Annotated in this window: 11 protein-coding genes; 1 reads left to right on the top strand and 10 read right to left on the bottom strand. The window is 68.5% G+C overall.

Annotation, left to right across the window (positions count from 1 at the left end; genetic code table 11):
* Window positions 1-36 precede the first annotated feature (36 nt).
* From OZ403_RS34845 to OZ403_RS34835, 3 genes are all read right to left on the bottom strand, one after another.
* On the bottom strand, window positions 37-315 hold the full coding sequence (locus OZ403_RS34845) for a hypothetical protein (RefSeq protein ID WP_225888226.1): 279 nt from the start codon (window positions 313-315) through the stop codon (window positions 37-39).
* Window positions 316-401: 86 nt separating this feature from the next.
* Complete coding sequence (locus OZ403_RS34840) at window positions 402-1,076, bottom strand: DUF4142 domain-containing protein (RefSeq protein WP_268782779.1); 675 nt, start codon at window positions 1,074-1,076, stop codon at window positions 402-404.
* A gap of 164 nt (window positions 1,077-1,240) precedes the next feature.
* Window positions 1,241-1,672: a DUF1622 domain-containing protein gene (locus OZ403_RS34835; protein WP_140795512.1), complete on the bottom strand. Its 432-nt coding sequence runs from the start codon at window positions 1,670-1,672 to the stop codon at window positions 1,241-1,243.
* A gap of 264 nt (window positions 1,673-1,936) precedes the next feature.
* On the opposite strand from OZ403_RS34835, the gene OZ403_RS34830 reads away from it, so the two are divergent.
* Window positions 1,937-2,377 (top strand): tetratricopeptide repeat protein, encoded by a 441-nt coding sequence (locus OZ403_RS34830; RefSeq protein ID WP_237079993.1) that lies wholly within the window; start codon window positions 1,937-1,939, stop codon window positions 2,375-2,377.
* A gap of 12 nt (window positions 2,378-2,389) precedes the next feature.
* Here OZ403_RS34830 and OZ403_RS34825 read toward each other — a convergent pair whose 3' ends face one another.
* The 7 genes from OZ403_RS34825 to OZ403_RS34795 form a co-directional block, all read right to left on the bottom strand.
* Window positions 2,390-4,171 (bottom strand): peptidase MA family metallohydrolase, encoded by a 1,782-nt coding sequence (locus tag OZ403_RS34825; RefSeq protein WP_140795511.1) that lies wholly within the window; start codon window positions 4,169-4,171, stop codon window positions 2,390-2,392.
* On the bottom strand, window positions 4,168-7,311 hold the full coding sequence (locus OZ403_RS34820; RefSeq protein ID WP_140800113.1) for a DUF4175 family protein: 3,144 nt from the start codon (window positions 7,309-7,311) through the stop codon (window positions 4,168-4,170). The genes OZ403_RS34825 and OZ403_RS34820 overlap by 4 nt, the downstream gene beginning before the upstream one ends.
* A 250-nt stretch (window positions 7,312-7,561) precedes the next feature.
* Window positions 7,562-8,125, bottom strand: coding sequence for a MarR family winged helix-turn-helix transcriptional regulator (locus OZ403_RS34815; RefSeq protein ID WP_140795509.1), 564 nt, complete (start codon window positions 8,123-8,125; stop codon window positions 7,562-7,564).
* 242 nt (window positions 8,126-8,367) lie between these two features.
* Window positions 8,368-9,549 carry an ADP-ribosyltransferase domain-containing protein gene (locus OZ403_RS34810; protein ID WP_268782778.1) on the bottom strand — a complete coding sequence of 394 codons (1,182 nt, stop codon included), beginning with the start codon at window positions 9,547-9,549 and terminating at the stop codon, window positions 8,368-8,370.
* Window positions 9,550-9,753: 204 nt separating this feature from the next.
* Window positions 9,754-11,457: a dipeptidase gene (locus OZ403_RS34805; RefSeq protein WP_268782777.1), complete on the bottom strand. Its 1,704-nt coding sequence runs from the start codon at window positions 11,455-11,457 to the stop codon at window positions 9,754-9,756.
* A 152-nt stretch (window positions 11,458-11,609) separates the two neighbouring features.
* A complete protein-coding gene (locus tag OZ403_RS34800; RefSeq protein ID WP_140877517.1) occupies window positions 11,610-11,960 on the bottom strand; it encodes a ComEA family DNA-binding protein in 351 nt (116 codons plus the stop codon).
* Window positions 11,957-12,208 (bottom strand): hypothetical protein, encoded by a 252-nt coding sequence (locus OZ403_RS34795; protein WP_171410524.1) that lies wholly within the window; start codon window positions 12,206-12,208, stop codon window positions 11,957-11,959. The genes OZ403_RS34800 and OZ403_RS34795 overlap by 4 nt, the downstream gene beginning before the upstream one ends.
* Window positions 12,209-12,273 lie beyond the last annotated feature (65 nt).

Raw genomic sequence — 12,273 nt, 5'->3', positions numbered from 1 at the left:
GCATCGTGAGATGCGGGCCCCGCTGTCATTCAGGGCTCAGGGAACGCCGAAGCAGGCGCCGATGCAGGCGGTGCGAATCTGCGAGCAGGTCTTGCTGCCGACACAGTCCCCGCACGCGGCGAGCTGGTCCCTGCGGCGGTCCTGGTCCTGCCGCTCCATCCAGGCTTTGAGGTCGTCCTCGCACGACTGGACGTTGAGCGTGTCCGTGAAGCACTCCTTCCGTTTCTCGCAGATGGTGTCCGTGTCGCTGAAGCAGCCGGTCAGCAGCGCGCTCACGGTGACGACGAAGGTCAGGGTCAGCGTCCGAGGCATCATGCGAACCATCATGCCTCGTGCGCGTGCCCGGCTTCATCATCGGGATTCAGGTGTGTACGGCGTGTGAGAGTGCGCCGCGCTTCGGGTCAGGGCTTCGGCGGGGGCGGGTGCGCCGGACCGGAGCCGCCCACGCCCGTGTCGCCTCCCAGCTTGCCCAGCATGTTCCAGGCTTGATGCCGGTGGGCGGGCACCTGCTTGCTGAGGTCCTCGAGCAGGGCGGCGAGCTCGGGAGTGGCCTTGGGCATGGCCTTCTGGGCGGTGAGGACCATGCCCAGGACGGCGTCATGTCCCGTGACCTGTGAGGCCAGATAGGCGGAGTCGAAGGGGGCGCCGCGGATGACCTGGAGTTGCTCCATCGTGGCCTTGTCCTTGGCCATGGAGGCTTCTTCCGCGTCGTTCATCGGCTTGGGGGATTCGGCCAGCTTCAGGCCCTTGCTGCGCGCGTAGGACGTGAGCTTCTGGTCCAGCGCGGTGTGCGCCTTCATCATGATGGTTCCGAAGGCCTTCACGTCTGGATTCTGGGAGTGTTGCTGGGCGAGTTGGCCCGACTTGATTTCGTGCTGGTTCGCCAGGTGCAGCCGGTCGAGCAGCGCCTTCTCGTCCGTGGGGGCGGTGTAGCCGCGGTACGTGGCCATGCCCTTTTGAACGGACACCGTGTCCTGTTGGGAGGGTGGGCTGTCGGGCATGCCGGACTGAGCGAATGACGCGCCCTGGGTGAACAGCGAGGCGGCGAGGACGAGCCCTGGAAGGGGATGCTTCATGAAGTGCTGCTCCTTGTGTGGGGGAAACGCGGGCGCGCACGTTGGAGCGGCGTTGGCGCGAGATGCACGGCGCGAGAGGACACGTCCGTGTGCCACTTCACGACAGGGGAGGGCAGGGTGCTGCGGATGACGGTGGCGCTGCCCACGTGGCCGACCCACTGCGTTCAGTGCTTCACCGGACGTGGTGCGTCGGGATTGGGCGGCACATGGTGCTGCGGGGTGGACGACGTTGGCGGAGGATGAACAGGACCAGCGATGTCCTCGCGGTGTTGCCAGGGCCAGCGTCCCTCCAGTTCCACGGTGAGGGTGAAGCTGAGGAAGGTCCGGATGAGGACGATGAGCCCGAGCACCAGCACTCCATCCAGCGTGGGGCGCTGGCTCACGGTGCGGATGATGTCGGCGGCGACGAGGAACTCCAGGCCCAGGAGGATGGCGCGGCCCAGGTTCAGCCTGAAGCGGCGGTAGGCCTCACCGGCGGGAAGCGGCTTGCCCGTGACAAGCAAGACGAGGGCGAGCACCGCCCCCAGCACCATGCTGCCCACGCCGGCCCACTCCATGAGCTGGGCGGCAAGCGAGACGAGGGATTTGACCTCCATCGGGCCTCCCGTGCGGGAAGCTAGACATGGCGGACGCTTCGGCCACGGGGCGGCCTGCGTAAGGGGCGCATGCCCGCTCCAGTGGAGCGCCAGGGATGGAGGCGCAGCTTGGCAGTCCCGGGCGAAGGTCAGGCCCGCTTCCTCACGCGAACGTGAAAGACAGCTCGGTCGCCGCTGCGGCAGCGCCTCGGTATTACGATGCCGTGCTTGCGCTCAGGTGCACCGGGCGAAGGAGCTCTTACCCAAGTCCCAGGGAGCCGACGTTTGGTTCAACAGCAGGACAAGAAGGTTCGCCGAAGCCGCAAGGCCGTCGTCACGCCGTTGGCCGTCGAGGCGAATGTCGCACTCCATCTCGAGCACGGAGACGGCATCCGTCAGGATGTGCCGCAGGCTCTTCGCTGGACGCGGAAGGCCGCGGATGGGGTCGCCGCCTTCAATCTGGGTCGGCCGAACCTGCGGCGTGCCGAGCATTGGTACCGGCGCGCCTTGGCCCTGGGATTCCCACCGGCTCGGATGAATCTGGCAGCCATGCTCGCCAACAGTTCCCGCAAGGCACGGTTGAAGGAGTCCATCGCGCTCTACAGGGCCAGTGCTCGGCTTGGGGACGTGAAGGCCCTTCTCTTCGTGGCATATGCCTACGAGGTAGGCCGAGGCGTTCGGAAGAACCTGAAGCGGGCCATCCACATCTATAAGCAGGACGTGTAGCCGAAGCGCGCCTCAGTTCCCCGCGTCCGGCTTCTCGGGCTGCGCTTCCTTCGGCGCCTCCGTGTCCGACGTTCCCGACACGTTCATCTCCGACAGCCCGCTCTCGTCACGCAGGAACTGCTGCGCCACGCGGTCCACCTCTTCGACCTTGAGCCCCGTGAGCAGCGCGCTCGCCTGCCGCGCGCGGCCCGCCAGGGCCGTCTCGCCCATGGAGCCGTGGATGCGCGTGAGGGCCAGGTGGATTTCCGGGTCGAACGGGTCCGACGCCAGCGCCTCCAGGTAGGCCGTCTTCGCCTTCGGGTAGTCCTTCCGGTACAGCAGGATTCGGCCCAGGTGGACGTTCGTCGAAGGTGAGCCCGGGTGCACGCGCAGGCTGCCGCGCAGCACTGTCTCCGCTTCATCCAACCGCCGCAGCTCCAGCAGCGCCAGCGCGTACTTGTTGGACACCGACTCGTACTTGTCGCCCACCAGCTTGTGCGCCTTGGCGTACTCCTCCGCCGCGGCCTTCACGCGGTTGCGCTCGCGAAGCAGCTCGCCCAGGTGTGCGAACTTGCGCGCCGGCACCTCCGTCACCTCCTGGAAGTCACCGAAGGAGATTTCCCGCCCCTTCTTCTCGCTGTCGTCCTTCACCTTGCCCTTGGCGTTCTCCTTCAGCACCACGCGGTCCTCGCGCGGCAGAAGCTCGGTGGGGAAGGGCTGCTTCTTGATGTGCGCCAGCCAGGACTTCTCGAAGAGGGCGAAGGGCATGCCCATGGCCGCCTCCACCGCCTTGCGGTCCTTCTGCCCGGCCTTCAGCTCCTGGATGATGGCGCGCAGACCCGCCGTGCCCTTGACGCTGTGCACGTAGTCGATGGCGTAGAACACCTCCGCGAACGCGGTGGCCGCGTCCTCCGCCGTGGGCAGCAGCGCGATGGACGGGTGCATCTTCTCGAACGGGATGAGCGTGTCCGCCTTCACCCGCTTGCCCAGCAGCGCCTGGGTAGAGGGCGTCATCGCCAGGCCCGCCTTGCCGCGCCAGCGCGACTCCAGGAACTTGGCCAGTCCTTCATGCAACCAGATGGGCACCGTGTTGCGGCTCATCTGGCTGATGACCAGGTGGATGTACTCGTGCGCCAGCGTGTCCTGCCAGTCGTAGCCGCGCGCCACCGCCTTGGGGCTGGTCACCATCAGCTTGTTGAACTTGCAGATGGCGATGGTGCCCGTGGTGCCAATCTGCTTCTCCGTCAGCGTGCTCACCCGTGACAGCTCTCGCGCGTTGCTCACCACCTCCACGCGAATCTTGCCGCCCGGCGGCGTCCAGCCGAGGTCCTCCTTCATCGCCCGGTGGATGCCCTCCAGCGTCTCCAGCGCATAGGGCACCAGCACCGCTTCCTTCCCCTTGGGGTACTGGAAGATGAAGTGCTCGCTCTCCGCGCGCTCGTGGTCCTTGGTGATGGCGCGCGTATCCTTGGCCAGCCGCAGGTAGCTGCCCGGCTTGTCCTCGATGTTGGCGCCTTCCAGGAGCGCCACCGCGTCGTCGTAGCGGCCTTCCTCGAAGGCCACCCGGCCCTGGAAGTACTTCAGCGGCTCCACGTCGGCGGGGAGGAGCTGCTCCACCTCGGACAGCTCGCGCCGGGCGCCGGGCACGTCCCAGTCGTCCAGCTCCGTCTCCACGCGGCTCAGCCGCTCCTTCACCTCATCCTTGAGCGAGCTGGACTGGGCCCACGCCGCCTGAGGCACGCAGAAGAGCCCCACGGCCATCGCCGCGACGAGGGCTCCGAATCTGGAAGAATGCGTCAGCGCGTGGCGGCTCACTTCACCAGCTCCTCGTAGTAGCGCTTCACCTGCTCCCGGTACTTCTCCGGAGCCCCCTGCTTCATCGCGTCCAGCAGGTCCTTGCGGAACTCCTTCGGCGCCTGGAAGGCATCCTCGTCCGGCAGCTCCACCTTCTGCTTCGGGTCTCTCCCGTTGCCCTGCTGGCGGCGGCCCATGCCCATGGGCAGCGGGAGCCCGCCCTTGCCGCCGCGCTGGCCTTCCTGCATCTGCTGCTGGAACTGGCGCAGTCCTTCCAGCGCCGCCTGCTGCTCGCCATAGCCACGGCCCGGGTCCTTGCCCTGCATCCGGCGGGCGGCCTCACCCATGCGCTGGCCGGCGCCCTCCATCTGCTGCGTGGCCTCCTCGCCGAAGATGGGGGCCATCTGCTGCATCTCCTCCATCTGCTGACGCAGGCCCTGCGCGCGCTCCTCCAGCTGCGACTGCTGTTCGCCCAGCTGCTGGAGCTGCTGCTTCTCCTGCTGCGACAGCTGCGAGCCCGGAGGCGGGAAGAGCGACTGGAGCTGCCGGTTAACCTCCGACACGTTGCGCGCGTCGCGGTTGAGTCGCTGCGCCAGCTCCGTGGACTGCTTCACCACCTCTTCCGGGTTGCCGAACATCTCGTCCAGGTGGCGCTGCTGCTCGCCCATCATCGCCAGTTGCCGGGCCGCGTCCTCCGCCCGGGCCGCCGCCTCCGCCGCCAGGTCGTAGTCGTTCACCTTCAGCGCGTTCTCCACGTTCTGGAGCTCCGCCTGGGCCTCCTCCAGCGGACGCGCGGCGCGGCTGTTGAGCTGGCTGGGCTCCAGCGCTTTGTAGTCTTCCTGCGCCTGCTGAACCTTGCGCATCAGGCTGTCCTTCATGGACTCGCCCTTCTCCGACAGCCGCTCGCGGTTCTGTGAGCGGGCCTGGTCGCGAAGCTGCTTCGTCTGGTCCGCGACGCGCTGCTGCTCCTGCACGGTGCCCTGCAGCTCCTCCATGAACTTGCCGAACTTCTCGGCCAGTTCGGGGTGCTGCTCGCCGCCGAACTCGTCGCCCGCCTGGTCCAGGTTCTCGAGCATCTCATCCATCTGCATGCCCAACTCCTGGAGCTTCGCCAGGGCCTCGTCCGCCTTGCCCTCGCGCATCAGCTTCTCCACGTCGTCGAGCGCGCTGCGCATGTCCTGATCCTTCATCATCTCGGACAGGGCTTCGGCGTTGAGGTGCTCGTCGCGGATGCCCTTGCGCATCTCCGCCATGCGCTGCATCAGCTCCTGGATGCGCGACTTGAGCTGCTGAATCTGCTCCATCACCGCCTGACGCGAGGCTTCGTCCGGGTTGGACTTGAACTGCTCGATGAGGTTCGCCAGCTCGCGCCGCTCGTTGGAGAGCTGCTTGGCCATCTCCTGGAGCGCCTCCAGCTTCTGCCGGTCCAGCAGCGACTCCAGGTAGAGGATGTCCTTCTCCAGCTCCGTAATCTCCTCGTTGACCACGGCGGTGAGGCGGTTGCCCGTGCCCCAGTCCTCGCCGCGGGCGCGCTGGGTGCGCAGGTAGAGACGGCGCAGCTCCGCGGTGCCGCGGATATGGCTGCCCAGGGATTCGGAGATGTTGCTCAGCGCGGAGACCAGCTCGGTGGGCACGTCGCGCTCGCGCGCCAGCTCCTGCGCCAGCGTCCTCATGTCCGCCACCAGGCTCTCTCCGCTGGTGTCCACCGTGGCCCCGGCGGTGATGGCCTGCGGGTCCTTCAGCTTCGCGCGCTCCGGGCCTTCCAGCCGGTCCGCGAGGTGGTCCACCATCCGGCCCCACAGCTGCTCCGCCTTCTCCAGCGCGGCGCGGCGGTGCTCGGCCGCGGAGTACACGCGCAGCACCTGCGTGCGGCTGACGCCCTTCTTGGGGCCCTCCACCGTGTCGTTGTCCTGCGCCTCCACGTAGTAGGTAATCCGGTCACCCGGGTCGAGCTTGAGGTTGTCCAGGCTCCACGAGTACGTGCCCCGGTGGCGCCGGCCGTCCTCGCGCGGCAGCGGCACGCGCGTCTCCTGCTGGGCGCCGGGCGCGCGGAACACGAGCGCCATGCCGGACAGCCCGTAGTCATCCGACGCTTCGTACTTGAGCGCCACCTGGTCGCCCGGGTCGATCTCCAGCTCCACCGTGGGCGTGAGCAGCGACACCTCGGGCGCCTTGTCCGCCTCCACGGTGAGGGCGATGTCCGGCCCCACCGCGAGCGCCTTGTCCCGCGCTCCGTAGAAGGCGAAGCGGTAGTGGCCGGACTGCTTCGCGACGAAGCTGCCCTCCAGGTCCCGGTTGCCCGTCACCTTCAGCGGCAGCGCCTGTCCGTTGACCACCAGCTCGGCGCGCTCCACCGGACGGTCCGAGCGCGTCTTCAGCAGGATTTCCGTCCCCGCCGGCGCGCTGATTTCACCGTTCGTTCCGGGCACCGTGCGCGGGGCCAGTCCGGTGTATGCGGGGTAGCGGTACGTCAGCTCGATGTCGCCGGTGATGGGCTCCACCTGCGTCTGGGCCTTGGGGCTCGCCGCCACTTCGCGGATGCGCGCCATGCCGGCGGACCAGCGGTCACCCAGCACGACCATCAGCACCAGCAGGGCCAGCAGCGCGCCGCCCGCGCCCAGGGCCACCTGACGCACCGGGCGGCTGTCCACCACGGTGCGGACGTCCACCGTGCGCGCCCGCGTGTCCATCTCCCGGAGGAAGGCGCTCGCGAGCGCCGGAGAGCCGCTGCCCGGCGCGTCCGGCTCGCGCATCAGCTCCACCGCGGCCAGCACGTCCAGCGACAGCTCCGGGCGCTTTTCGCCCACCATGCGCGCGGTGAGGACGTCGTCTCCCACGCGGCGGCGCGCCAGCCACAGGCCGAAGACGCACGTCACGGCCACGCCCAGCGGCAGCGCCGTCCACAGCAGGGACGCGCCCGCGCGCGGCGCCGCCAGCGCCAGGAAGCCGCCGGCCACCAGCAACAGCGCCACGGTGGCCACGCCCAGCATTCCGCCCTGGAGCCACAGGTACCGGCGCTGGCGGCCCTGGACGGTGGCGAGCAACGCCTCCACACCGGGGGCTTCCAGAGGAGGGCGGGCTTGTGACGCGGGAGGTGTCGGAGGGGGAGGGGGCGGGGGCGGGAGCTCGGGGCCTGGTGTCTGCGGTGTGTCGAGGTTCACGCTGTCCTGTCCGCTCAGTGACGAGGCAACCCCTGGTGGGGCTGCCTATTTCCCGATTTTCTAGCAGCCGGCCCCTTCTTGCGAAGCATAACGACCCAGGAGCCCGTTCGAGGGGCTCCAGGTGTCTGGCGCTGGAAGGAGACACAAGGGCGAGGGTCCGGGAGGTAACGCGGTCTACCAGGCTCGCCCTTCCTACGAAGCCCACCACACGCGTCCCCAGCAGCGGCAAGGGAGCGGGCGGGCCGCCGGCTCATCGGACGATTTGCTTGCGGGCGCCCGCCTCGTCGAACTCGACCTCGGGCATGGGGACGCCGCCCAGCTCCTGGGCCAGCGCGGTAAGCACTTCCTGCGTCGCGAGGATGCGAGGCCGCGAAAGGCGCGACAGCACGCGCTGCACCGACGACTCCACCGTGCCCTCGGAGGGGATGTCGAGCGAGCGCCCCGCGTCCGTCAGGGAGAACAGCGCCTTGCGCCCGTCGAGCGGGTCGGACTTGCGCTCCAGCAGGCCCCGCTTCTCCAGGCGCTTGAGCACGCCCGTCAGGGTGCTGGGGTGGACGTGGAGAATCTGCGCGAGCATGCCCGCGGTGATGTCGGGGAAGCGCCCTACCAGGCGGATGACCAGGCGCTGCGGACCCGTGAGTCCCAGCGTGGACTCCATGCGCTTCGACGTGGACTGGAGCCCGTGGTCCACGGCCCAGAGCAGACGCATGAATTCGAGCACTTCACCGAGGGGAGGCCCTTTGTAGGCCCGCTCACCTTCGTGGGGTCCCAGCGGCTCTTCTGCCGGTTCCTTCGGGGATTCTTCTGCCGTCACCTGCTGCCTCCGTGTCTCAAGCCAATGGTTTGAGTCGCAGCAGGTCTATCGCGTCGCCGTCCGACCTGCTGCTGAAAAACCGTTGGCTGTTGACCGCTCGCAGACCAGACGTCAAGCCGGAGGCTTTTCGAAGGCTCAGGCAGTCCCCGGGCGGCGACATGGGCCGCGGCGGACCCGGTGGGGAGGGCCGCCGTGGGCCATCCCCCCCCGCCATGAAGGCCGGGTGCCGGGCGGGCGAGTGCTCAGACCTCCTCGAGCGTGAGCCGGAGGATGGAGCCCGTGTCGTCCCGGTCCAGGACCTTGAAGGTGGCACCGGGCGGGATGAGCACCTCCTCCTCACCCGGCTTGAGCGAGGCGCCCTGGATGTCGCGGCCCGTCTTGGTCCGGATTTCGAGGATGGCGTCGCCATCGAACTTCGCGTCCGGGTTCTTCGCCGTGCTGGTGAAGGCATCCCGGGTGATGACGGCGTCCTTCGTGTAGGCGTCGTAGTACTTCTTGCTGTCGCCGCGGAACACGGTGCCCTGGAACTTCGGCAGCTCGTTGAGGGCCGCGCGGGTGACGGCAATGCCATCCAGGTTGTTGCGCAGCGCCTGGGACGTGGGGCCGGCGCCATTCTTTGCCAGCGGGAAGAGGACCTGGCCGTTGTACGGCTTGAACTTCTCCTGCGTGTATTTGTAGATGGAGACCTTGCCCTCGTCGGAGAGCCCGTTGATGTTCGCCACGCTGGTGGCCGTCTTCGGGTAGTCCTTCTGGTTCTGCGTCAGGTGGGTGTTCGCCATCTCCACGTAGGGCTCGAACTTCCCCTCCGTGAGCACGCTCATCTGCTTGCGGTAGTTCTCCACCGTGGCGTTGTCCACGGTGAAGCCTTCGTTGAACACGTTGGCCAGCTTGACGCGCTCCGCGTCACCCGCCTTCGCGTGCGGCCCGCCCTGGGCGAACACCGCGCGGATGAGGTCGGCCTTGGGGCCGACTTCCGCCTTGAGGGTGGCGAAGTCGGCGGAGTTGGCGTCGCCCTGGTTCCGCTGCAACCCCTGGAGCGCGGAGAAGCCGCCATCGCCGATGTTCTTGATGGCGCCCCGGGGCACACCCTGGGCCACGAAGGGGGCGATGACCGAGTCATCCCGGAGGACGGCGGGGCCGACCGCGACGGGGACGGTCGTCGGTGGGGTGGTGACGGGCGCCTTCGCGCCGCCCAGCGTCGTCGGCCGAGGGCCGCCCAGGTTGGGAGGCGGCGGCGGCGTAAGGCTCGGCGGACGGACGGTGTTGGTGCGAGTGCCGGTCACGAAGGCATCCGGCGGCGTCGGACTGCCTGAGGACGTCGACGAAGACGGCTTCGGAGGCGGAGGCGGAGGCGGCGAACCGGTCGTCCGCGTGGGCGTGATGCTGGACGTCTTCGTCGTCGTGTTGTTCGTGATGCGACCCATGGCTCTGCCCCCCTCATCCTGGTGAGTGCCAGGAGGTTGATGTGCGCTTATTCCCCATTCTCGGTGCCGGTGTGGCCGAGGTTGTGTCCAGAGGGGGGTGGAGCAGGAATCATCAGCCTGATGACGGATGCCTGGGGCTGACGCGCACGGGACGCAGCGCCGACCATGGAGCGGGGAGAAGGCTCCCCGCTCCAGGACGGGGGGTTACGGCGCGGGGGCCACGGTGGGCTTGGGCGCCGGCTTCTGAGCAGGGGCGGGCGCGGGAGCCGGCGCGGCGGCGGGCTCCGCGGGCTTGGCGGGCATCTGCAGCGCCTTGCCATTCTCCTGGACGATGCGCCGGTACCAGGCCTCCTGGTACTTGGGATGGTTCACCTTGCCCATCTCATCGCGCACGTTGCCGTCGATGTACTTCACGAGCAGCGTCTCACCGAGCTTGCGCCAGCGGGTGTGGACCTTCTCACCCTGCTGGAGCGAGTAGTCGGTGAGATACTGGCGCGCCTCCTCGGGGCTGCGCTTGAACTGCTCCTGGGCGCGCTTCTCGATGTCGGCCTGGTCCGCGAGGAACTGGCCTTCCAGCGCGCCCTGCTCCTTCTGCAGGTCATTCACCATGTCGCTCCAGCGCCCGTAGGCCTGGTTCGACACCCAGTTGAACACCCAGAAGGAGGAGTCCCAGGAGAACTCTCCGCGGCTGGCCACGCCCTGCGCGAAGTTCCGCGGCACCTGCCGGATGCCGGCGTACATGGGCGTGTAGACGGTGGTGAAGGTGTCGTCCACGCCGAACCAGAGCACGCCGCCAATGGGCGCCGGCAGCCAGTCCCGCATCTGCGCGACGAAGGAGAAGCCCGTCTGCTGCGTGGAGATGGCGCGCTCGTGGATGTACTGCTTGCCGTCCACCTCCCACGTCATTGGCCGCCAGCGGTATGGCGCCGCGTAGGGGCCCGCGCCCACGTCCTTCGTCATGTCCAGCGGCGTGCCCGTGAAGTGGTCCCGCATCAGCGCCATGGTGTCCTGCACGGACAGCTTCTTGTCCGGCTTCACCCACAGCGGCAGCCGCTTCTGGGGCGCCGCGCCGTCCGCGTACTCCGCGCCCAGCTTCATCGACGGCGCCGCGCGCCGGAAGATGCTCCACACGCGCGCCTCGGAGAACCGCTGCCCGCCGAAGTCGATGGGGTTGTACGTCTCCGCGAAGTTGAAGTCCTTGTCCTCGCCCTTGAACCAACCCTTCGCCCGGGCGAAGGAGATGACGTCCGGCGAGTAGAACGTCGTCTGCTTCTCGTTCTGCGGGAACGTGCCGATGCGCGCCTGGTTGGCGTGCGCGGAGAGGTACCCGTCGGGCAGCTTGCGGGCCACCCACACCGCGCCCTTCTCGCCCTTGCCCTTGCCAATCATCTCCAGCAGCCAGGCCTCCTTCGGGTCGGCGATGGAGAACGACTCACCGGTGGAGGCATAGCCGTGCTCGGCGACCAGGGTGGTCATCACCTGGATGGCCTCGCGCGCCGTCTTCGCGCGCTCCAGCGCGATGTACATGAGCGAGCCGTAGTCGACGATGCCCGCGGGACCCGCCAGCTCCTCGCGGCCGCCGAAGGTGGACTCACCGATGGAGAGCTGGTGCTCGTTCATGTTGCCCACCACCGAATAGGTCGCGGCGGGCTGGGGGATGCGGCCCAGGAACTTGCCGGTGTCCCACTCGATGATGTCGCGCATGGCGCCCGGCGCGTGGCGGCGCGCGGGCGTGAAGTACAGCTCGCCGTACAGCTCGTGCGCGTCCGCGGCGTAGGTAATGAAGGTGGCTCCATCCGCCGTGGCTCCCTTGGAGACCAGCATGCTGGTGCAGGCGAGCACGGGCGGAGCAACCAGCGCGGCGGTGACAGGCAGCGCGGTGAGCAGGTTCGTCAGGCGTCGGTTCATGGCGCCGGATGGTACCAATCCACTCCCGGATGGCTACCGCTCCCAAGGGGCGCCCCCCTGTTTGCCCCTCATGGGCCCGTGCACCCCAGGGCCGCCGCACCAGGCCACGAGAGAAATCCCGGGCGGCGGCCCCCTTTGCCGGAGCTTCAGTCTCAGTCGTTCGTCGTGCCCACCTCCTTTCTCTCAGGAGGGGCGGGCACCTGTTCGACTCGCAGCGTCGTGGGCCCGCTCAGCGCCAGGTGCGCCTTGAGCTTGAGGAACTTCTTCTTGCCGAAGCCCTTCACGCGCACCAGCTCCTCCACGCGTTTGAAGGGCCGCTTCTGGCGGTGCGCGATGATGCGCTGCGCCGCCTTCTCCCCGACGCCCGGCAGCAAATCCAGCTCCGCCGCGCTGGCCTCGTTGAGGTTGACCGTCCCCGTGTGCTGCGTGCGCAGCTTCGCCGCCTCCGCCACCCCGGGCCCGCACAAGAGCAGGCCCACCACCACCGCGCACAGCGCCCTCACGAGTGGCCACCCACCGGCGCCGCGTCCAGCCCCAGCTCGCCCGCGTAGCGGCCGCCGCTCATTCCCGCCGTGTCGCGCTTCTCCGCCGCCTCGCGGACGTGCAGCTTCCCGTCCAGCGGCAGCACGTCCAGCAACACGTTGAGCGAGCCGTCCTTGTTCACGAAGGCGCTCCCCGCCCGCACCCAGATGCTCCCGCCCTTGCCCTCGCGAATGGAGAAGACCGCCAGTCGCTTACCCGCCGTCAGCATCATCCACCTCCACACTCCGCATCGCGCCACCACGGCGCGGCTGCCTCGTCGGCTTGACCGCCTGA

The organism is Myxococcus sp. NMCA1, assembly GCF_026810205.1.
Lineage (GTDB): Bacteria > Myxococcota > Myxococcia > Myxococcales > Myxococcaceae > Myxococcus > Myxococcus xanthus_A.
Note: the sequence above shows the minus strand (reverse complement) of the source record. Positions and strands in the feature narration are given on the sequence as shown.

Excerpts from the sequence above, each read along its gene's own strand:
- OZ403_RS34845 (WP_225888226.1), bottom strand. The coding sequence starts at position 315 with ATGATGCCTCGGACGCTGACCCTGACCTTCGTCGTCACCGTGAGCGCG.
- OZ403_RS34840 (WP_268782779.1), bottom strand. The coding sequence starts at position 1,076 with ATGAAGCATCCCCTTCCAGGGCTCGTCCTCGCCGCCTCGCTGTTCACC.
- OZ403_RS34835 (WP_140795512.1), bottom strand. The coding sequence starts at position 1,672 with ATGGAGGTCAAATCCCTCGTCTCGCTTGCCGCCCAGCTCATGGAGTGG.
- OZ403_RS34810 (WP_268782778.1), bottom strand. The coding sequence starts at position 9,549 with ATGGGTCGCATCACGAACAACACGACGACGAAGACGTCCAGCATCACG.
- OZ403_RS34805 (WP_268782777.1), bottom strand. The coding sequence starts at position 11,457 with ATGAACCGACGCCTGACGAACCTGCTCACCGCGCTGCCTGTCACCGCC.
- OZ403_RS34795 (WP_171410524.1), bottom strand. The coding sequence starts at position 12,208 with ATGCTGACGGCGGGTAAGCGACTGGCGGTCTTCTCCATTCGCGAGGGC.